The sequence below is a fragment of the Pseudomonas sp. LSJ-87 genome, from assembly GCF_032971465.1.
Lineage (GTDB): Bacteria > Pseudomonadota > Gammaproteobacteria > Pseudomonadales > Pseudomonadaceae > Aquipseudomonas > Aquipseudomonas putida_Z.
The window spans coordinates 10,511-31,643 of sequence record NZ_JAWJYQ010000053.1; the positions used below are offsets into that span (position 1 = coordinate 10,511).

16 protein-coding genes are annotated in these 21,133 nt (G+C 65.2%); 3 read left to right on the forward strand and 13 right to left on the reverse strand.

All coding sequences use genetic code 11. The annotated features are described in order from the left end of the window. Nucleotide 1 precedes the first annotated feature (1 nt). The 13 genes from RYH74_RS23615 to tssA all read right to left on the reverse strand — a co-directional run bounded on the left by RYH74_RS23615 (nt 2) and on the right by tssA (nt 17,497). Complete coding sequence (locus RYH74_RS23615; protein WP_317410297.1) at nt 2-4,402, reverse strand: RHS repeat-associated core domain-containing protein; 4,401 nt, start codon at nt 4,400-4,402, stop codon at nt 2-4. A gap of 9 nt (nt 4,403-4,411) precedes the next feature. Next, nucleotides 4,412-4,846 carry a DcrB-related protein gene (locus RYH74_RS23620; protein ID WP_075046100.1) on the reverse strand — a complete coding sequence of 145 codons (435 nt, stop codon included), beginning with the start codon at nt 4,844-4,846 and terminating at the stop codon, nt 4,412-4,414. 11 nt (nt 4,847-4,857) lie between these two features. After that, on the reverse strand, nt 4,858-6,795 hold the full coding sequence (locus RYH74_RS23625; RefSeq protein WP_025340323.1) for a type VI secretion system tip protein VgrG: 1,938 nt from the start codon (nt 6,793-6,795) through the stop codon (nt 4,858-4,860). Nucleotides 6,796-6,806: 11 nt separating this feature from the next. Further along, nucleotides 6,807-9,482: a type VI secretion system ATPase TssH gene (gene tssH, locus RYH74_RS23630; protein ID WP_317410298.1), complete on the reverse strand. Its 2,676-nt coding sequence runs from the start codon at nt 9,480-9,482 to the stop codon at nt 6,807-6,809. Further along, a complete protein-coding gene (gene tssG / locus RYH74_RS23635) occupies nt 9,475-10,491 on the reverse strand; it encodes a type VI secretion system baseplate subunit TssG (RefSeq protein WP_046616250.1) in 1,017 nt (338 codons plus the stop codon). The genes tssH and tssG overlap by 8 nt, the downstream gene beginning before the upstream one ends. Continuing rightward, the gene (gene tssF, locus RYH74_RS23640; RefSeq protein WP_025340320.1) at nt 10,488-12,350 is read right to left on the reverse strand and encodes a type VI secretion system baseplate subunit TssF; all 1,863 of its coding nucleotides are present in this window, start codon (nt 12,348-12,350) and stop codon (nt 10,488-10,490) included. The genes tssG and tssF overlap by 4 nt, the downstream gene beginning before the upstream one ends. Beyond that, nucleotides 12,347-12,862, reverse strand: coding sequence for a type VI secretion system baseplate subunit TssE (gene tssE, locus RYH74_RS23645; RefSeq protein ID WP_317410300.1), 516 nt, complete (start codon nt 12,860-12,862; stop codon nt 12,347-12,349). Before tssE ends, tssF begins: the two co-directional genes overlap by 4 nt. Next, the gene (locus tag RYH74_RS23650; protein ID WP_075046098.1) at nt 12,856-13,296 is read right to left on the reverse strand and encodes a hypothetical protein; all 441 of its coding nucleotides are present in this window, start codon (nt 13,294-13,296) and stop codon (nt 12,856-12,858) included. The genes tssE and RYH74_RS23650 overlap by 7 nt, the downstream gene beginning before the upstream one ends. Continuing rightward, entirely contained in the window at nt 13,293-13,733 is a 441-nt protein-coding gene (locus tag RYH74_RS23655; protein ID WP_025340317.1) for a type VI secretion system amidase effector protein Tae4, read from the reverse strand. The genes RYH74_RS23650 and RYH74_RS23655 overlap by 4 nt, the downstream gene beginning before the upstream one ends. A 70-nt stretch (nt 13,734-13,803) precedes the next feature. Next, entirely contained in the window at nt 13,804-14,292 is a 489-nt protein-coding gene (locus RYH74_RS23660) for an Hcp family type VI secretion system effector (RefSeq protein ID WP_025340316.1), read from the reverse strand. 71 nt (nt 14,293-14,363) lie between these two features. Next, on the reverse strand, nt 14,364-15,860 hold the full coding sequence (gene tssC / locus RYH74_RS23665; RefSeq protein WP_085706379.1) for a type VI secretion system contractile sheath large subunit: 1,497 nt from the start codon (nt 15,858-15,860) through the stop codon (nt 14,364-14,366). A gap of 11 nt (nt 15,861-15,871) precedes the next feature. Beyond that, a complete protein-coding gene (gene tssB / locus RYH74_RS23670) occupies nt 15,872-16,387 on the reverse strand; it encodes a type VI secretion system contractile sheath small subunit (RefSeq protein ID WP_025340314.1) in 516 nt (171 codons plus the stop codon). 72 nt (nt 16,388-16,459) lie between these two features. Next, a complete protein-coding gene (tssA, locus tag RYH74_RS23675) occupies nt 16,460-17,497 on the reverse strand; it encodes a type VI secretion system protein TssA (protein WP_075046096.1) in 1,038 nt (345 codons plus the stop codon). 396 nt (nt 17,498-17,893) lie between these two features. Here tssA and tagH point away from each other — a divergent pair, with 396 nt between their 5' ends. From tagH to tssK, 3 genes are read left to right on the forward strand one after another with little or no spacing between them, the layout of a single operon-like run. After that, nucleotides 17,894-19,246, forward strand: a complete 1,353-nt coding sequence (tagH, locus tag RYH74_RS23680) for a type VI secretion system-associated FHA domain protein TagH (RefSeq protein ID WP_317410302.1) — start codon at nt 17,894-17,896, stop codon at nt 19,244-19,246. A 39-nt stretch (nt 19,247-19,285) separates the two neighbouring features. After that, entirely contained in the window at nt 19,286-19,783 is a 498-nt protein-coding gene (tssJ, locus tag RYH74_RS23685; RefSeq protein WP_317410304.1) for a type VI secretion system lipoprotein TssJ, read from the forward strand. 15 nt (nt 19,784-19,798) lie between these two features. Then, complete coding sequence (tssK, locus tag RYH74_RS23690) at nt 19,799-21,133, forward strand: type VI secretion system baseplate subunit TssK (RefSeq protein ID WP_317410306.1); 1,335 nt, start codon at nt 19,799-19,801, stop codon at nt 21,131-21,133.

Sequence of the window (21,133 nt, forward strand, 5' to 3'; positions counted from 1 at the left end):
GTCAGCCTCCGCAGCCCTTGCCATTCTTGCCGTAGCGACGCACATGGTTCCTCGTCGCCTTGGGCACATTGTATTGGCGCATCATCACCTTGATCTGCTTTTGCAGGTCCTTCTTGGTGAAGTTCGCGTTGTTGTTGAACCACTTCTTCCAGTCCTCGTTCCAACCTTTGGCGTGAATGTCGGCGTGGAATGCATTCGGAATGCGCGAGATCTGCTGGTCGATGTAGCGTTTGGGGTTGCGAATTCCGGCAGCTTTCATCTGGTTACGGAAATCGCGGTCTTCCCGCCACATTTCTTGCGGGATCATGTGGTGGTCACGCATTGACGCCGGACCATGCCTGCTGCGCCAGGCTTCGGTGGTTCGCTTGATACCGCCCTTGGTATAACCGGTCAAGGTCAGCCAACCTAGTGGATCGACCCATGTCACCGGGTTTGGCGCATACCGGTACAGTTGGTGACCACCAGACAGGCCAATCGGGTCAGGCTGGGTAAAGCGGCCTACCTCCGGGTCATAGAACCTGAAGGTGTTGTAATGCAACCCGGTCTCCCGATCCAGGTATTGCCCCTGGAAGCGCAGATTCTGTTCCTGCAGGCAACTGGCCTGGCGGGACTCATCGAGGGTAGAACCCCAGCCCAGATAGCTGGCCTGCCATACCACGCGTCCCTGTTCATCGGTCAGCCACTCCGGGAGCCCCCCGAGGTCATTATGGAAGTGCAGCACCTGCTGGTTCGGCCCGCTGCCGTCGATGCGCGCCAGCGGCTCATAGCCGTCACCCTCGTACAGGTACAGGCTTACCTGGCCATGGCGCTGTTCCTGCAACAGGCGTAATCCGTCCCAGGCAAAGCGCGTCTGGCCGAGCAGCTGCCCGGCACCATCATGTTCGCTTTTTTCCACCCGCCGCCCGAGCGGATCGTAACGCATGCGTACACTGCGTTCCCGCCCTGCCTGGCGAGTGCGTACCTCTACCAGGCGGTGCTCTGCGTCGTAGCTGAAATGCTGTATGCCGCGCTGGCTGCTGCGCTTTTCCACCAGGCGGCCAAAGGCGTCGTAGCGGTAGCGCTTGTCCTGGTACGCCAGCAACCTGTCGTGCAGAACTGGGGCATTGGCCGTGGCATCCAGCAGGTTGCCGGCGGCATCGTAGCGGTAGGTTTCATGATTGCCGTTGGCAATGTCATGACTGCCCATCAGGCGCCCACCCGCATCAAGCTGGATGATCTGGTCATGCTGCACCTGGCCGGCTACCTGCCGCACGCGCCGGTTCAGGTCATCGCGCGGGTCGTATTCGAAGCGTTGCTGGAAAGGTGCGGGTAATTGCACGGGTTGGCTGGCGGGCCTGCATCTGCGGGTGCGCAAACGTCCGTTGCGGTCATATTCCTGGTGTGTGAGCAGCGCGCCCTGGGTACGCTGCACCTCCCGGTGCAGGCGATCGCGTTCGTAGTCGTTGATGACATGTCCGTCCAGGTTGATCTGGTGCAGGTGACCGCTTCCGTAGTACATGCGGTTGATCCAGCGGCCATCGAACAACTGGGTGCGGCACAGGTTGCCCAACTCATCGTAGCGATGGCGCAGTACGCCGTTGCCACTGTGCTCCTCGACCAGCTGTCCCAGCGCGTCAAAGCACAATTGCAGGGTTTCGCTGTTGCCGGCAGCGTCGTCGAAATGAACCTCGGTAAGGTTGTCGAGCTCATCGTAGCCATAGGTGGTAACGCCATCCGCGGTCGTCTTGGTAATCAGACGACCCAGGGCATCACGTTCCAGGCGGTGGACGATCGGCTCGACCGAGCTGTTACCGGGCGTCGGGGTGTAGGCCACCTGCACCACATTGTGCAACGGGTCGTGACGGTACTCCCTGGCGGTTCCATCGAGAAACTGCTCGCGGACCAGGCGATTGGCGGCATCCCACCGGAAGTAAAAGTGCTCGCCGTTTTCGTTGGTCAGCGACAGCAGTCGACCGTAGGGGTCGACCTGGTAGCCAAGCGTGCGTCCTTGCGGGTCGATGGACTGGAGCAGGACACCACGGGCATCGAAGCGGTACGCGGTGATACCACCAGCGGGGTCGATCGCTTGCGTCAGCCTTCCTGCCTCGTCGTAGCGATAACCTTCACGGGTACCGTCTGGTCGTGTCACGCCAAGCAGAAGGCCATCGCTGTCGTACTCGAACTCGGTACGTTCGCTCAACGCATCGGTCACTGACAGCAAATGGCCGTTGCGGTCATAACGGTAGCGTGTGATGTGGCCGGAGCAGTCGGTTTCCTGCAGCAGCAGTCCCAGGTCGCTCCAGCGCAGGGTTCGCGAATGCCCTGCGGGGTCGATGATCTCGGTCGGCTGGCCACGGTGGTCGTAGCGGTACTGCGTGACGTTACCTTGCGGGTCGGTTTCGCCGATACAGTTGCCGCGCGGATCATAGCGGTACTGCCAGCTGTTGCCGGCCGGGTCCATCGTCGAGCGCGGCAGCGACCAATGCTCCAGCCACTGCGTCGATTCGCTGCGCCCCAGCGGGTCGACGGTCTGGGTCAGGTTGCCCGAAGCATCGTAAAAGTACTGCCAGCGCCCTTCCATCGGATCGACCGCTGCGAGCAACTGACGCTCGTCGTCCCATTCAAACCGCCAGGTCGCGCCGACTGCATCAATGTATTCGGTGATCTGGTACTGGGCATTCCAGCGTCGCGTGCTGACACGTTGCAAGCCATCGGTGATCCGGGTCGTGCGCGCAGGGATGTCGTACTCGAACTGGTACTCATCACCGCCACTGCTCCTGTAATGCACCACCCGCCAGTCGTCTTCGGTCAATGCCCATTCGTAGAAGCAGCGCAGACCAGCAGCGTTCTCATGCTCGACCAGGCGCCGTTGTTCGTCGTAGACAAAGCGGCGGCGCAGCCTGCCCTGGCTGTCGTACACTGCCGCCAGGTCGCCACAGGCGTCGTACTGGTAACTGACCAGCAACTGCAGGTCGCCCTCGGCATGGCGACGTTCCAGGCGGGCGACCCGTTGTGGCCACTGTGGCGCATAGTGCAACTCGACCTGTACAAGGTCGAACGTGTCACGCAGCCGGATCAGGCGCCCGCTTTCGTCATAGTCCAGATAGATGCGGTTGTCGTTGCGGTCACCCATGGCGCTCAGGCGCCAGTGGCCCGGTTTTCCAGGGGAGGGCTGGAACAGGCGGTACAGCCCTTTGTCGATATCCTCGATCAGGATTTCGTCCTGTTGCGAGCGGCGTACGCTCAACCCTTCACCGGCGCTGAATACGGCATCGGCGCGGGCAATGTAGCCCATGTCGATGACCCGAGCCTGTTCATCGGTAAACGACAAGCGCTCGCTGCCATCGGCGTCCAGGTGCAGTTGCACGAACACCTCGTACTCGATGCTCCAACCTGCGCCGAACAGCCCTTCATGGCGCTCGTCGCGGCTGTTGTAGAGCCGTTGCCAGTCCAGGGGCAGCAGCGCCTGCAGGCTGAAATCCAGCTCGTCGGGCCCGCACAGGATCTTTGCCCCGGTAGACGCGTGCACTGGGTTGGGTGAGCCGGACGTTGCCTGAACGATGGCATTGGTAACCTGCCCGGAGATGAAACTGCTCACCCCACCCAGCAGCATGCAGCCGAACTTGCTATAGAACTTGCCGCCACGCCCGCGCAGCAGCATCAATGCGGTCACCGCCAGGCCGATGCCCGGCGTCTTGCCGCTGCGAATCTCGCGCACCACGATCGGCTCGCCGCCGATGCGCACGTTGTTCGACACCAGGCCGCCATCGACGATCACCGCTTCGCAGGTGCTGCGGTCACCGCTGCGGCAGGCCGGGTGGCCATTGATCAGCACCTTGCTGGACCCCTCGGCCAGGTACTGCGGTGGCATCGGCGGGTGCTTGCTGCACAGCACCTTGTCGTCCGGTGCCGGCAAGGTATTGGCGGCGGGCGTGGCCACGGTCGGCCGCCACATTTGCGAGAAAAAGCCCTTGGCCATGTCGAGGAAGGTTTCTTCCTTCGCCTCGCCAGCCTCGGCCCCGGCCTGCGCCAACGGTGCCGGCGGGCCGGTGACGACGCCGGCAGCACGTGCCGCGCGCTTGCCGTTGGTGCGAGTGTTCGACGAGCCACTGATGATGTTGGCCTGAACCGACGGCGGGAACAGGAAATTGCCGATGCCCTCGCATAATCGGCTCAGGCCTGTATCGGCGCCGGTCTTGGCCATGACCACACCGACCACCAGGCCGACCACCGCGCCCAGCACGAAGCAGCCCAGGCCGCCAGTGGCCACGGTCAGGCCGAATGCCGCCGCCACTGCGGCAGTGGCCAGGGCGCCGATGGCCACCGTGGCGGCGATTTCCAGCACACCCCCGACGATGTCGGCCAGCATCGAGGTGTGCATCAGCGCGTCGCCTTCGCGGGCGGCCCACAGTGCGTCGGACATGGTGCGCGATCAGCCCAGGCTGTCGAAGTCGAGCGACTGCTTGATGCTTGCCCAGTGCGCCGCTTCGGCCGCGCCCAGCGGGCTGGCCTTGACGTAGCTCAGGGCAAACATCTTGCGCGTGCCAGGCAGCACCAGGGCCAGCTGGTACTGATAGACCTTCTCCTGGCCCTTGCTGAACTGGCTGCTCAGCTCGATGGCGGCGATCGCCTGCCCGGCGCCTACCTGCACCGCCTGGGCGGGCTGCATGCGCAGGTCCTTGACCTGCTGCTGCAGGCGCTGCAACTGGCCGTCGAAATTGCTCTGCAAGGTCTCGCCTTCGGCCAGCAGGCTGCGGCTGATGATCAGCGAGGTGGCCAGCGCCTCGAAGCGCAGGATGTTGATACTGCTGTCCTGCACGGCGGCATCGGGCAGGGCCAGGCGGAATTCGTTGACGCGATAACTCATGACAGGTCTCGTTACTGGTCGGAGCCGGAGAAGATCGCCTTCACCGAGTCGTCGATGGTCTTTTTCACACCCTGGTTGTCGGGCGCGGTCTGCGCACCGCTGCCGACGTTCAAGTCGAGGGTGCCGTCGGTGTTGATCTCGCCGTTCTGTCTGGCATGGAAGCTGAACTGCTCGCAGCTGATATTGATCTGGCCGCTGGCGTTGAGCTCGATCACACTCTTGCCGCACACCAGGCGCAGGTTTTCGCCCACTTCGATCAGGTAGCTGGTGCTGACGCTATCGGTCTTGCTGGCGCCGACCAGCAACATGTCGTCACGGCGCACGGCGCGGATGCGGTCCTGGCCGATGGTGATGGTTTCCAGCATGCCCACCGTCTGGGTACGGTTGATGCCGACCGCCAGCGTCTCGCTCTGCTCGACCACGGTGTCCATGTTGCGCTCGGCATGCACGTAGATCTGCTCGGCGCCCTTTTTGTCCTCCATGCGGATTTCATTGAAATTGGCCGGGCTGCCGCCTTTGCTCGAGCGGCTCTTCATGCCGCTTTGCGTAGCATTGGCGGGCAAGTCGTAGGGCACGCTCTGTTCGGCGTTGTAGACGCGGCCAGTGATGATGGGCCGGTCGGGGTCGCCTTCGAGGAAGCTGACGATCACCTCCTGGCCGATGCGCGGGATCTGCATCGAGCCCCAGTTCTTGCCGGCCCAGGCCTGCGATACCCGGATCCAGCAGGAGCTGTTCTCGTTGGACTGGTCGTGGCGGTCCCAGTGGAAGTGCACCTTCACCCGGCCATATTGGTCGGTCCAGATTTCCTCGCCAGCGGGCCCGACCACCACGGCGGTTTGCGGGCCCTTGACGATCGGCCGCACGGTGCTGCCCTGCGGGCGGAAGCTCTGCTGTGCGTCGATGCAGCTGAGGTTGCTTTCGAACTGCGCTGCGCTGCTGCCGGTGCCGCTTTCCAGGCGCTCCTGATGCACGTAGTAGCGTGCGCCGACGATCAGGTACTCGCGGTTCTGGTCCTGGCGGGTGAAACCGCTGAGGCTGAACAGGTGGCCACTGCCCAGGCCGCGGGCGTTGCCGCGCAGCTCGACCCGCTCGTGCTGGCTCTGCAGCGACTCCAGGCGAGTACGCGCGTAGTGTTCGCCATCCTGGCTTTGCTGGTAGGCGCCGGGGTAGTCGTACAGTGGGTAGTCACCGGCCTGGTGCGGGCGTGGCATGGCCGAGCGCACGTCGATGCGCGCGCTGGGGCGCTGGAAGTCGTAGTCGTTGAGCTCCAGGGAACCTGGCTGGACTTCCTGGGCCAGGTGCCAGTCGTTGATGTGGTCACGCTCGCGGTGCTGCCCGTCCGGCGGGTAGAAGGGCACGCTTTCGTAGCCAGGCACCTGCGGGTGCGCGCCATAGGCGTCGGCCAGCACCAGCACGTGGCGCTGCGCTTCGTGGCGGAAGAAGTAGTAGATGCCTTCCTCTTCCATCAACCGGCTGACGAAGTCGAAGCTGGTCTCGCGGTACTGCACGCAGTATTCGCGTTCGCGGTAGCTGCGGCTCAGGGCATCCTCGAAGTCGGAAAAGCCCAGGTCGCGAAACACCTGCTTGATGATCTGTGGCGCGCTCAGGTGCTGGAAGATGCGGCAGTCGCTGGTGCGGGTCAGCAGCCACAGCCACGGGCGCAGGGTGACCCGGTAGCTGGCGAACTGGCCCTGGTCCACCGACTGGCTGCAGCGGGCGACGATGCCATGGAAGTAACGTGACGTGCCGAGGCCCTGCTGCACGCTCAGGCTCATCGGCTTGCCCAGCAGGGCATTGAGGTCGATGGCCGGGTCGTCGCTGGTCAGCTGCAGCTCATAGTCGAACAGGCGGCCGAGCTCGTCGCTGCCACCCATTTCGGCCAGGATCAGCTTGTCCGGCCCCAACGGGCTGTTGATCTGCGCCAGGCGCGTGAACTGCGTGAACAGCATGGTTCGTCCTGTCAGTCGGCTGCGCCGAAGTCATAGTGCAAGTCGTTGTCGCGGCGGCTGATGCGCACGCTGGCCAGCGGCTTGCCTTCGAGCATGCGGGTGAGGAACTCGCGGCTCATGTCCGGCAGCAGGCCGTTGGTGAGGATGGCGTCGATCATGCGGCCACCGCTTTCGGTTTCGGTACAGCGCGAGACGATCAGCTCCACCACCCCTTCGTCGTAGGCGAAGCCGACCTTGTGCGTGCCTTCGACGCGCTTGCGGATGCGCTCCAGTTGCAGGCGGGTGATGGCCTTGAGCATGGCGTCGCTGAGCGGGTAGTAGGGGATGGTCACCAGGCGGCCGAGCAGCGCCGGCGGGAAGATTTCCAGCAGCGGCTTGCGCAGCTGGCTGGCCACCGCGTCCGGGTCGGGCAGGGCCTGTGGGTCGCTGCAAGTGCGCGCAATGAGCTCGGTACCGGCGTTGGTGGTGAGCAGAATCAGCGTGTTGCGGAAATCGATCTGGCGGCCTTCGCCGTCCTCCATCACGCCCTTGTCGAACACCTGGAAGAAGATCTCGTGCACGTCCGGGTGGGCTTTTTCCACCTCGTCCAACAGCACCACGCTGTACGGCCGGCGGCGCACGGCCTCGGTCAGCACACCGCCTTCGCCGTAGCCGACGTAGCCAGGCGGGGCGCCCTTGAGGGTCGAGACGGTATGGGCCTCCTGGAACTCGCTCATGTTGATGGTGATCAGGTTCTGTTCACCGCCGTACAGCGCCTCGGCCAGGGCCAGTGCGGTCTCGGTCTTGCCCACGCCAGAGGTACCGGCGAGCATGAACACGCCAATCGGCTTGTTCGGGTTGTCGAGGCCGGCGCGGGAGGTCTGGATGCGCTTGGCGATCATTTCAAGCGCGTGGTCCTGGCCAATGATGCGCCTGGCCAGCAGGCTGTCGAGGTTGAGCACGGTCTCGATCTCGTTGCGCGCCATGCGTCCCACCGGAATCCCGGTCCAGTCGGCCACCACCGAGGCGACTGCCTGGTAATCCACGGTCGGCAGGATCAACGGGCTCTCGCCTTGCAGGGCGCTCAGGCGCCGTTGCAGGTCGGCCAGCGTTTCGCGCAGTTCAGGGTTGCCTGGCACCTGCGCGTCCTGGTCGACCACCCCGGCCTGGTCGCGCAGCTGGGCGCGGGTGGCCAGCAATTGGTCGACCAGGGCCTTTTCTTCGGCCCAGCGGCTTTCCAGCGTGGCCAGGCGTTGGCGCTCTTCGGCCAGCAGGGTGTCGGCCTGGGCCTGGCGCTGCCCGGTAGGCACACCGATGGCGGCTTCACGGGCGATGATCGCCTGCTCGACCTCCAGCGCCTCGATACGCCGGCGGCTGTCGTCGACCTCGGCCGGCACCGCGTGCAGGCTGATGGCCACGCGCGCGCAGGCGGTATCGAGCAGGCTCACTGACTTGTCCGGCAGCTGGCGCGCCGGGATGTAGCGGTGCGACAGCTTGACCGCGGCTTCGAGTGCTTCGTCGAGGATCTGCACCTGGTGGTGCTGCTCCATGGTCGATGCCACCCCACGCATCATCAGCAGCGCCTTGGCTTCGCTCGGCTCGTCCACCTGCACCACCTGGAAGCGGCGGGTCAGGGCCGGGTCCTTCTCGATGTGCTTCTTGTACTCGGCCCAGGTGGTAGCCGCCACCGTGCGCAGGCTGCCACGGGCCAGTGCCGGCTTGAGCAGGTTGGCGGCATCGCCGGTGCCGGCGGCGCCACCGGCACCGACCAGGGTATGGGCTTCATCGATGAACAGGATGATCGGTTTGGGCGAGGCCTGCACATCCTCGATCACCTGGCGCAGGCGCTGTTCGAACTCGCCTTTCATGCTGGCGCCGGCCTGCAGCAGGCCGACGTCCAGGCTGCGCAGTTCGACGTCCTTGAGCGCCGGCGGCACGTCGCCAGCGACGATGCGCAAGGCGAACCCTTCGACCACGGCGGTCTTGCCGACACCGGCTTCACCGGTAAGGATCGGGTTGTTTTGCCGGCGTCGCATGAGGATATCGACCAGCTGACGGATTTCTTCGTCACGGCCGACGATAGGGTCGAGCTTGCCGCTTCGGGCCTGTTCGGTAAGGTCGACGGTAAAGCGCTTGAGCGCCTCCTGCTTGCCCATCGCCGCAGGCGCGACGGCGCCGCTGGCCTCGCCAGGCTGCCCAGCGCTGAAGCCGTCGGTGGCGGCCAGGTGGTTTTCCGGTGAGTCTCCCACGTACTCGTCGAAGCGTTCGCTCAACGCCTCGATCTTCAGCTTGGCGAACTCGTTCGACAGCCCCAGCAGGGCATGGCGCAGGCCAGGTGTCTTGAGGATGCCGACCAGCAGGTAGCCGCTGCGCACCTGGCTCTCGCCGAACATCAGGCTGCCGTATACCCAGCCGCGCTCGACGGCTTCTTCCACCTGCGAGGAAAGGTCGGTGATCGAGGTCGAACCGCGTGGCAGCCGGTCCAGCGCATCGGTCAGGTCGCGGGCCAGGCGCGCCGGCTCGATATCGAACTGGCGCACGATACGGTGCAGGTCGCTGTCCTGCAGTTGCAGCAACTGGTGCAGCCAGTGCACCAGTTCGACATAGGGGTTGCCCCGCAGCTTGCAGAACACCGTTGCGGCCTCGATGGCCTTGTAGGCGACGCTGTTGAGTTTGCCGAACAGCGCGGCGCGGCTGATTTCACCCATGGTCCTGGTTCCTTGTATGGTGGGCGGCGGCCGGCTGGTCGGCGTAGTACCGGGCCAGCTTCAGGTCGCGTGCATCGTGCGGAGGGCGGCCGAGCCAGGTATCGAAGCCCAGGCGTTGGCCGGCATTGAGTTGCAGCGCAGGCACCTGGTCCTGCGCGAGGATCAGGTTGAGGTCCCAGTCCAGTTCCTGGCCCAGGTATTCGGCGACCCATGCCGCCAGTTCGACGAAGGCCTGTCCGCCAGGCAGCAGGGCGTGGTACTGGTCGAGGCTGAGCGGGCCGAGGCACAGCCGGAACTTGTGCTGGCGGTCCCAGGCGTAGCGGCCCAGGCACAGGTCCACGCCCAGGCGGTTGGCGCGCACGCCGAGCTGGCTGCGTTCGGGCAGCTCAAGCCACTGGCCGACGTACTCTTCCAGTGTCACAGGCACGCCGAAATACCCGCTGAGGATGCTGCACAGGCCGTCCGGGTAGCGCGTTTGCGCGCTCAGGTGGCCGGACCAGTGCAGTTTGGCGGTGTCGGCCAGCGCGCCCTGGCCTTGCAGTTCGGGTTGGCCACGGCCACTGAGCGCCGCCAGGCGCGCGGCCCAGTAGTCATCACCCGGGCGATCGTGGCTGACGGTCGGTCGGGCTTCGGCCCAGGCACGGTAGAACAGGCTCAGCAGGCGGTGATGGAAGACGTCGAGGAACGCCTTGCTGGTCGAATCGGCATGGTTGCGCTGGCGCTCGCGCATGTATTCGGTCAGGTGCAGTGGCAGCGGCCCGTTGGGGCCTCCGAGGCCGAAGAAAAACTGCTCCAGGCGCGCCGGCTGGTTGCCGTCGGCGCTGACCGAGGCCAGGGTCGATGGGGCGAACCCGCAGTCCAGGCGCTGGCCCAGGCGCACAGGCTCGTCGGCCAGGCGCAGGGAATGACCGAAGCGTGGCAGCTCGGGGTATTGCGCTTCGAGGCGGCGCAGCGCCTGGAAGAAGTCGTACGCCCAGGGCTCGTCCTGCATGGCCTGCAAGGTGTTCATAAGGTCGGCCTGCGCCCCGGTTTGGCCGACCAGCGCATGATCTCGCCGCGTTCGCTGGTGCGCAGTACCGTTTCGGTGAAGCTGTTGATCGACACGTAGCGGGTCAGGAAACGCTCGAACACCGCGCCGAGCAGGAACACGCCGGTCCCGCGGAAGGCGTTTTCGTCGAAGGTCAGGGTGATCTCCAGGCCACGCCCGAAAACGATCGGCCCGGGCATCGGCAGGCGTCGGGTGCAGGGCTTGCTGCTGACGTCGCGCAGGCCGTCGATCTGCAGGTTCAGGGCGCTGTCCTGCGGGTCGCCATACAGGCGCAGCAGTTCGCGCAGGGCGGCGGCGCCCTGGCCGTGCTCGGCCAGCGAAAGGTAGTTCAGCGACAGCTGGCTGATCAGGCGCCAGGCGCGGTTGTCGTGGGCATGGCTGGCCTTGGGCCGGCTCGGGCCGGCCAGGCAGCGCACGCCGGCAACCGGTGCGCTGTCGGCCAGGCTGAAGTCGCTGCGCCCGTCGCCAACACTCATGAACAGTGGCAGGTCGCGGTTGCTGCACAGGGCGCTGATACCCAGCTGGCGCAGGTCGTGACGGTAGGGTGCCTGCTGGCCGTCGACCAGGCTGATGAACGTTTCGCTGCCCATGTAGCTGGAGCGGGTGCCATTGCGTCGCTGGTCGCTGGACAGCACCCGCGGCTCCCGGCGCACGATGTAGTAGGCCTGGTCGCGGCCGTAGCGCGACGGGTCGCGCACCGCGTAGAACGGCAGGAATTCCTGATCCGGCCCGGTGCCGTGGCCGGTGACCCGCTGCAGGGAATGGATCTCGAAATCGGTGGGCCGGGTGCGGTCGGCGATCACGTGGTGCTCATGCACTCGATCGGAAAGGTGCAGGCGGTCGACACGGCGCGGGAACAGGTTGATCGCCGGGGTGCAGAACGGCACGAACTGGCTCGCGCCGACGCTGCTCTCCAGGCTCTGGTCGAAGCGTTCGAACAATACCAGCACTTCCAGCGTTTGGCCGGTGCAGCGCTGTACGGCCTGCTCCAGCCCGGCAAAATCGACGAACAGGAAGCGCTGCGGCAGGGCGAAGTACTCCTGCAGCAGGCGGTAGCCCTGGAAGGCCTGGGGCACCACCGGCAACGCCGCTTCACGGTCATCGAAGCCACACGGGCGCAGGGCCTGTTCGACCGGAATACGTTCCACCCAATCAGCGCCGGGTTGGCGCACGAACACCGCACAGGCGCTGCCCAGCAGTTGCTCGTAGAGGCGGAACGGGGTTTCGTCGGCGCCGTTGAGGTACAGCGGCAGATGGCTGAGCGGCAAGCTGGCGAACGGCACCTCGGCGCCGCTGCGCAGGGTCAGGCGCAGGCCGGCGCGGGCTTGCGGCACGCTGCTGGCCAGGCGCCCGAGCACCGCGCCAGGGTTGCCGAAGTACTCGGCGCGGGCTACCTGCAAGGGCCAGAGGGTGACGTCCTGGGTGCTGCGGAACTCGCACGGGGTTTGCGAGTTGCGCCCCAGGTTGGCGCGCAGCACGCTGTCACGCGGCAGGCGGAACCCGGCGGCCAGTGAACCCTCGTCGGGGTCGGTCTGCAGTTGCACCACGGTCATCGACGGGGTCGGCGCCAGGTAGTGCGGGTAGGCGATCTCCAGCAGGTTATGGGTGAAGGTCGGGTACTCGGCATCCAGCTTCAGTTGCACCCGCGCGGTGAGGTAGGCGAAGCCTTCGAGCAGGCGCTCGACATAGGGGTCGGCACACTCGATCCCGGACAGCGTCAGGCGCCCGGCGATTTTCGGGTATTCCCGGGCGAACTCCGCCGCACTTTCGCGGATGTGCTGCAGCTCCTGGTTGTACAGCTCGAGCAGGCGCGGGTTCATGCACGCCTCCGGCGTTCGGCAGGGGCCACGCGCACATGGCCAGACTCAAGGTCCACCTCGGTCTGCAGCAGCAACGGCAAGGCCGCCGGCTGGGCCCACAGGTCACCTTCGATTTCGAAACTCAGGGCGTTGGCATTCATCTCGCCGGGTGCGGCCTGGGCACGCACCTTCAGGGTATGGGCGAGGATGCGTGGCTCGTAGGTGGCGATGGCCTTGTGGATGATGCGCTCCAGGGCGGCCAGGTCGATGTTCGAGGCGCTGTTGCCGGCCAGGGCCGGCAGGCCGTAGTTGATCACCGAAGCCCCGGCCGGGGTGCCCAGGGTCGCGGCGCTGTCGAGCAGCGAAGTGGTGTTGAGCAACCAGGCGAGGTCGCGCAGTACCGAGGCCTTGAGCTGGTGCAGGCTGAGCACGCGCTTGTCCGGCGCTTCCTGCGGGTTGCCCGGGTCGTCGTCGGTCAGGCGGTCCAGCAGCGAGGGCTGCAGGCGGTCGCGGGCGGCGATTTCGGCTACCACTCGAACAGCCCCACGAAGTTTTTCTGGTCTACAGGGCCGTTCGAGCAGCTGGCGCCACGTGCCAGGATGGAAGGCTCCAGGCGCTCGCCCAGCTGGCGAACAGCCTGGTACTGGCTTTCGCAACGGCCGGGTTGTGACGGGTCTGGCTGCACATGGCTGACAATGATGATCTGCGCGCCATTGAACTGCTCCACGCGAGGCTTGCCGCCATCTCGCTCCGGGCTGAGCTGGCAAGGCCAGGGCATCTCCAGCTGCAACAGCGAGGCATCGGCCTTGCGCAGCGCGCAGCGGCCTTCGTGGTTCACCAGCACGAGCTTTTTCCCGGCAAGGCTGACCTCAGGCGCCGCGTTCGACGACGGAGCGGGGGGCTGTGCACAGGCATTCAGGGCGAACGCGACCAGCAGGGCCGGCATGGCTTTGGGTGCACGTTTCATTTCAGCTCCCAGAACCAGACGGCCTTGGAACGATGGGCCTGGTCGGCGAAATAGCCCGTGACCCGGCCTCTATCCCACAAATCGATGTGATCGCCAGTACGGTTTTCGAATGCCTGCCCGGCACGGGCGAAGCAGTCCTTGAAGAAGATGATGCCGCGCTTTTCGCCGAGCTTGAGGCGGTCGCTTGCGCTGCCGCTCAGTTGCAGCGGGGCGCCGAGATGGTGCTTCCACAGCCAGTTGGCCAGCGATTCGGCACCCCGGGCATGGCCATGGGCACAACGTGGTTCGCTGTAGGTACCGGCGTTCACCTTGATGGTGTGCTCGCCGTTGAGCGCGATACTCATGCGGATGGCGCACTGGTTGTCCCAGCCGCCGTCGCAAGGCGAGGAGTCGGTCGGGTAGGCATTCCAGAGGTTGATGAAAGAAGGCTTGGCCATGAGGTTCACCGTGAGCGGGTGAGGTGGGGGAAGGCGCCCGCGCCAGCCAAGGCGGCGCGGGCGCGGTCGGTCAGATCTTGACGTTGGAGCGGATGTTCCAGCCGTACTTGATCGGGCCGCCTTCCTTGGTGCCGTCGGCTTTCTGCGGCTGATAGTCGACGGTGACCTTGGCGAAGTTCAGGGTCACGTGCTCGGTCAGGCGGTCGTCGCTGCCCGAGCCACCAGTGCTCAGCGAGCTGATGATGACTTCTTCAAGGTTGATGATCAGGTACTCGACCTGGCTCTCGCCCCCGGCCTTGCGCACGGTCAGCTTGACCTTGTCGATGTGCTTGCCGCTGGAGCAGTGGGCCATCAGGTTGGGGCTGGCCTTGTCGATGTACTTGGTGATCGACAGGTCCTGGATGTTGACCTTGCCCGAGCCGCCGCCGCTGCCCATGTGCATGTTGCCGGACTGGGACATGCCCCAGCTCCAGTTGAGCACGTCGATTTCGTCCTTGTGGGCCTTGTCGTGGGACTCGCCCTTGATGTCGCCGATCTTGATGAAAATATCTACAGCCATGGTGTCCTCGGTATTACGTGTCAGGTTGGCGGTTGGGTGCAGTTGGGGCTGTCAGGCAGCCCCCGGGGCTGTCAGGCCCCTTTGGCCGAAGGCAGCTTCGATACCAGGCGCAGCGACACGGTCAGCCCTTCGAGCTGGTAGTGCGGGCGCAGGTAGAAGCGCGAGTTGTAGTAACCCGGGTTGCCTTCGACGTCCTCGACCACAACCTCGGCTGCTGCCAGCGGGTGCTGGGCCTTGGTGGTCTCGGTGGAGTGCGCCGGGTCGCCGTCGACGTAGTTGAGGATCCAGTCCTGCAGCCAGCGCTGCATCTCGTCCTTCTCCTTGAACGAGCCGATCTTGTCGCGAACGATGCACTTGAGGTAGTGAGCGAAGCGGCAGGTGGCGAACAGGTACGGCAGGCGCGCGGCCAGGTTGGCGTTGGCGGTGGCGTCCGGGTCGTCGTATTCGGCCGGCTTCTGCAGCGACTGGGCACCAATGAAGGCAGCGAAATCGGTGTTCTTCTTGTGCAACAGCGGCATGAACCCGTTCTTGGCCAGCTCCGCTTCGCGGCGGTCGGAAATGGCGATTTCGGTCGGGCACTTCATGTCCACGCCACCGTCGTCGGTGGGGAAGGTGTGCGCCGGCAGGCCCTGCACTTCGCCACCCGACTCCACGCCACGAATGCGCGAGCACCAGCCGTAGTACTTGAACGAGCGGTTGATGTTCACGGCCATGGCATAGGCGGCGTTGGCCCAGGTGTACTTGCTGCTGTCGGCGCCGTCGGTGTCTTCTTCGAAGGCAAATGCCTCGACCGGGTCGGTCTTGGCGCCATAAGGCAGACGCGCCAGGAAGCGCGGCATGGTCAGGCCGATGTAGCGCGAGTCTTCGGACTCACGCAGCGAGCGCCAGCCAGCGTATTCCGGGGTGGTAAAGATCTTGGTCAGGTCGCGCGGGTTGCTCAGCTCCTGCCAGGAGCCCATGCCCATCACGGTCGGCGAGGCGGCGGCAATGAAAGGCGCGTGCATCGAGGCGCAGACCTTCGACATTTCGCCCAGCAGCTCGACGTCGGGTGGCGACTGGTCGAAGTAGTAGTCGCCGACCAGGCAGCCATAAGGTTCGCCGCCGAACTGGCCGTACTCTTCCTCGTACAGCTTCTTGAACACCGGGCTCTGGTCCCAGGCAGTGCCCTTGAATTTCTTCAAGGTCTTGTGCAGCTCGGTCTTCGAGACGTTGAGCACGCGGATCTTCAGCTGCTCGTCGCTCTCGGTGTTGTTGACCAGGTAGTGCAGGCCACGCCAGGCGCTTTCCAGCTGCTGGAAGTCGTTGTGATGGATGATCTGGTTGACCTGTGCGGTCAGCTTGGCGTCGATGGCGGCAATGATCTGCTCGATCGAGCCAATGGCATCGTTGGACACCAGGCTGGTCTGCGCCAGGGCCTGCTCGGCCAAGGTACGCACGGCGCTTTCGACCGCTTCCTTGGCACGTTCGGTCTTGGGCTTGAACTCCTGCAGCAGCAGGGCGGCGAACTCGCTCGGGTCCTGGGTGGCAGCTCCCGGCTGGGCCTGGGCGTCGCGCAATGGATCGTTCATGGGCTGTCTCCTCAGGCCTTGGGCTCGTTGTCGACGGGTTTCGGTGCGCTGGCCAGGGCTTGCAGCAGGGCCGGGTCCTTGATGGCCTTGAGGATGATGTCCTCGGCACCGGTCTTGCCGTCCATGTAGGTCAGCAGGTTGGCCAATTGGGTGCGGGCCTCGAGCAGCTGGTTGAGGGCGTCGACCTTGCGCGCCACGGCGGCCGGGCTGAAGTCGTCCATGCTCTCGAAGGTGATGTCCAGGCTCAGGTTGCCTTCGCCGGTCAGTTCGTTGGGCACGTTGAAGGCCACGCGTGGCTTCATCGCCTTCAGGCGCGAGTCGAAGTTGTCGACGTCGATTTCCAGGAACTTGCGCTCGGCCACCGCTGGCAGCGGCTCGGCTGGCTTGCCGGCAAGGTCCGACAGCACGCCCATGACGAACGGCAATTGGACTTTCTTTTCGGCGCCGTAGAGCTCGACGTCATATTCGATCTGCACCCGCGGCGCACGGTTGCGCGCGATGAATTTCTGGGAGCTGTCTTTCGCCACGTTGTTCCTCCTGGTCGCCGGTACGGCGGCGCTGTTCGTTGCGGGCGTCGGTGTTGATGCGGGCCGAGGACGTCAGTTGTCCTCGGGGCCGCGCAGGTTCTCGAATTGCGACCAGCCATCGGGGATCAGGTCGCGCACAATGGTTGCGAAATCGGCATGGACCAGCTTCTTCGCCCGGTGCAGCAGTACCGGCAGCGGGCTTGATGGTTCGTGGCGGGCGTAGTACTGCAGCAGGCGGTCAAGGCTCTGCTGCACGTCTTCGCGGCTGTTGACTTCACCAGGGCGGGCAGCCGGCCGTGTGCCCGGGGCGGCACTGGCGGTTGCCTGCCGCTCGTCATCGCGCTCGGCAGCCGGCGTGTCATCGGCTTGCGGGGCTGGGCCCGCCCCGTCCGGGCAGTAGTCAGCCAGTACCTGCTGCACCTGGCGCAGCGGCTGGCGCAAGGCTGACAAATCGATACCGCTGGCCGACCCGACCTGGTCGTTGACCCGGCTCTCGATGGCGTCCACCGCCTCGCGGGCCAGCCGCAGCGCCTCTTGGCATTGCTGCAGCTGGTCGGGGTCGGCGTCACGCAGGGCGGCGGCCAGTTCCTCGGCGCTGAGCTGTTCGCTGGCGAAATGCTGCACGCCTGCGGCGTGCAGTGCCGCGCGCAGGGTGACCGGGCCAAAGGCACGGGAGCGCACCAGCACGGCGTCACGCAGCAGCGCGATGTTGGTGTCGCAGGCCAGGCCGGCCAGGGCGTTGACCCGTACCGTAGGGTCGTTGTCGTCGGCGGCGTCCAGTTGTGGGTGCAGGTGCAGCCAGTACTCGCCGAGCAGATCGCGGATCAGTTCCAGGCTGGCGGCAAGCCCTGGGAGGCCGTGCAGGGCCAGGTTGGCCTGAAGCAGGAAATGGGTGATGCGCAGGTCCTTGCTGCGTTGCAGCAAGGTCGTGCTTGCCTGCTCGATATCGCGCCACTGTGGTGGCTCGGCAGGCTGGACGGCGTCGCCCATGACGCGCTCGGGGCGGCCCTGGGCGTCACGCTCCAGTTGCAGAAACTCGGCGTCATATTCGAGGTCATCGCCGCAGGGAAAGTCAGCGGAAACAGCGGCGAGCAGCGGCGATGCGTTCACCAGAATTCGATCTCCATATCGGCCCTTGGTGAGGGCGTGTTGTTGTGCGAAGTTGCAAGTGTGAACTGGCGCACAAACTTTCCAAAGAGTGCCGGGGTGATATCATGGTGATATTATTTTGGCACTTCGAAGTTGCGCATTTATGGTTTATTTATTCGCGAGTGTCAAGGTAAGCTACGCGCCCCCGAGTGCCAGCTGTGAATTCGTTGGCAGTTACCGAGCACCACTCGTCCGATTCCATTCGGTTAGCCTCGGCATTAGCGTTGAATAGCCGTCGTACGGTCGGTTGTTTGCACGAAGCCCCCGTGAATCAAGGGGTACAGCTGTATTTGAGTGGTTGTGGGAAAACAACTCAAATGGATGGATCGATGTTTTAAATGGATGCATGGAGGCGTGATGGCACTTTGCCTAACTATCACTAGTTACCACAAGATTACTCCCGGGCAATGCCCGGAGATGCGACTGGAAACCGGTGCCATCACGCTTGGCCGTGCGGCGGAAAATGACTGGGTACTTCCTGACCCCGAGCGGTTGGTATCGGCCCGGCATTGTGTGATCCAGTTCAAGGAAGGGCGATATTTTTTGACCGATGACAGTACGAACGGTGTGGAATTAGTTCGTGCCGGTATTCGCTTGCGTCGCGGTAACAGTGAGCAGTTGCTGGATGGCGAAGTTATCCGTATTGGGGAATACGAGATACAGGCGCGCATCGACGCGAACCTGCCTGGCGCCCTGGAGGGCGAACCCCAGGTACACAGTTTCGAGGCGCTGATGGCCAACCAGGTGGCGGCCCCGGTCGTTCCCGCTCCCCCGATTTCCGGTGCGCCGGCTGCGTTCCTGCAAGGTGCGTCGAACCACGACACGCTGCCTGACCTGTTCGACTTCCTCGGCCCCTCGAGCGTGCCGCCGGTCAGCCAGCCCGACCATGTGCCGGCTCAGCAGCACGACTTCCGCCCGCCAACCCCGGTGGTGGCGCCTGCCCCGGCCGCCGAACCGGCTGCGCCGGGGATGATCCCGGAAGACTGGAACCTGTTCGGCTCGGCCCCGGCCCCGGCCCCGGCCCCGACCCCGACTGCGCCGCCTGCGCCAGCCGTTCCGGCAGCGCCTGTACAGCCTGCTGCAGGCGCACCAGTCGCCGCACCTGCGCCAGCTGCAAGCAGCGATGCGTTGCTGCAGGCGTTCCTGCGCGGCGCCGGTATCGAGCACCTGCGCATCGACGCCGCCGACGCCGCCGCGCAAATGGAGGCCATCGGCCAAAGCTACCGCTTGATGGTGGAGGGCCTGATCGACGTGTTGCGTGCACGCAGCAGCCTGAAGGGCGAGTTCCGCATGCAGCAGACCACCATCGCCCCGGTGCAGAACAACCCGCTGAAGTTCGCCCCCAATGCCGACGAGGCGTTGCTGCTGTTGCTGCGTCACGGTAACCAGGCGTTCATGGCGCCGGACCAGGCCGTGCGCGAAAGCTTCGATGATGTGCGCGCCCACCAGCTGGCGGTGATGGCGGGCGTGCAGGCCGCAATCAAGCACCTGCTCGCGTGTTTCCAGCCGGCGCGCCTGGAGCAGCGCCTGGCACCTGCGGCGGGGCTGGCCAAGTTGTTCGGTGGCTCGCGCCAGGCCCATTGCTGGCAGCAGTTCACCGAGCTTTACGGGCAGATCTCCCGTGAAGCCGAAGACGATTTCCAGGAACTGTTCGGCCGCGAATTCAGCCGCGCCTACGAGGCCCATAGCAGCCGTTTGCAACGTAGTTGAGCGCACCCAGGAAGACCACGGTACGTCAAGAGGACAAGGATGAAAGCAATACGACTGGTCGCAGCCCTGAGCCTGGTGCTGCTGGCTGCCTGCAGCAAGGACATGCCGGTTGCCCCCGCTGCCGACAGTGCACCGGACAGCGCAGCCGTGACCCTGTATTTCAGTGCCGCCGAGGGGCTGAACCCGGGCCCTGGCGGCACGCCTGCGCCGGTACGGGTGCGCCTGTACGAGCTGAAGAACAGCGCCGCATTTGCCCGCGCCGACTACTTCGCCCTGGCCGAGCGCGCCCAGGCCACGCTCGGCGCCGACCTGATCGACCAGGACGAAGTGCTGTTGCAGCCCGGCGGCCAGTTGCGCCTGGAACGTCCGCTCGACCCTGCCACTCGCCACATCGGCCTGGTGGTCGGTTACCGCGAGATCGACCAGGCCCAGTGGCGCAGCGTGCTGCCGGTGCCGCCGCGGGACTATCAGATCAGCCTCGATGTGCGTGCCGTGCGCAGCGCCGTGGCCACCCCACAACCTGAACCTGCCCGCTAGGCAATCGGAGTCCCCATGTCCTGGAACAATCGCGTGGTGTGGTCGGAAGGCATGTTCATCACGACCCAGCATTTCCAACAGCATGATCGCTACCTCGAACACCTGGTCGACGCCCGCAACCGGCCGCTGAGCGTGGCCGCGTGGGGTTTCTCCGAGCTGCTGCTCGACCAGGGCCTGCTTGCCCAGGGCAAGGTGGCGATTCTCAGCGCTCGCGGCTTGCTGCCCGACGGCACGCCGTTCGACATCCCCCGCGACGACCTGCCACCTGCGCCGCTGGAAGTACCCGACGATCTGCGCGATGGCGTTGTCCACCTGGGGCTGCCACTCAAGCGGGCGGGGGCCCGCGACACCGTCGACGAGGGCGAAGCCGTCGCTGGCGCCCGCTATGTCAGCCGTGTCAGCGAGGTGCGCGACGACAACGCGCCGTTCGAAAACCGTGCCCCGCTGGCCCTCGGCAGCCGCGCCCTGCGCCTGCTGCGCAGCGAGGACGGCCTGAGCGACTACGCCGCCCTCGGCATGCTGCGCATCCGCGAAAAGCGCGCCGACCGCGCGCTGGTGATGGATGACAGCTACATCCCGCCGGTACTCGACGTGGCGGCCAGCCAGCAACTGTCCGGCTTTTGCGGCGAGCTGCTGGGCCTGCTGCACCAACGTGGCGAAGCGCTGGCGGGCAGGGTGGTCGCCTCGGCCAATGGCGGGGCGTCGGAGATTGCCGACTTCATGCTGCTGCAACTGGTCAACCGCGCCCAGCCGCTGGTCGAACACCTCAACCAGCTGAGCCCGCTGCACCCCGAGCGGCTGTACAGCGAACTGGTGGCCCTGGCTGGCGAGTTCGCCACCTTCACCCGCGATGGCCGCCGCCCGCACAGCTTCCCGGTCTATCAGCACGACGACCTGGCGGCGACCTTCGCGCCAGTGATGGCCGCCTTGCGCGAGGCCTTGTCGACGCTGATCGACAGCAAGGCGGTGGCCATTCCCATCGTCGAGAAGGCCTACGGCATCCACGTTGGCATGCTTGCCGACCGCAGCCTGCTCGACAGCGCCAGTTTCGTCCTGGTGGTGCGTGCCGATGTGCCCAGCGAGACGCTGCGTAGCCGCTTTGGCCAACAGAGCAAGATCGGCTCGGTGGAGCACATCCGCGACCTGGTCAACCTGCAACTGCCGGGCATCGGCCTGCTGCCGTTGCCGGTGGCGCCCCGGCAGATCCCGTTCCATGCCGGCTCCACCTACTTCGAGCTCGACCGGGGCAGCGAGCACTGGAAGCAGTTGCAACACTCCGGTGGCTTTGCCTTCTACGTCGCCGGCGAGTTCCCCGGCCTGAGCCTGGCCTTCTGGGCCATTCGAGGATAA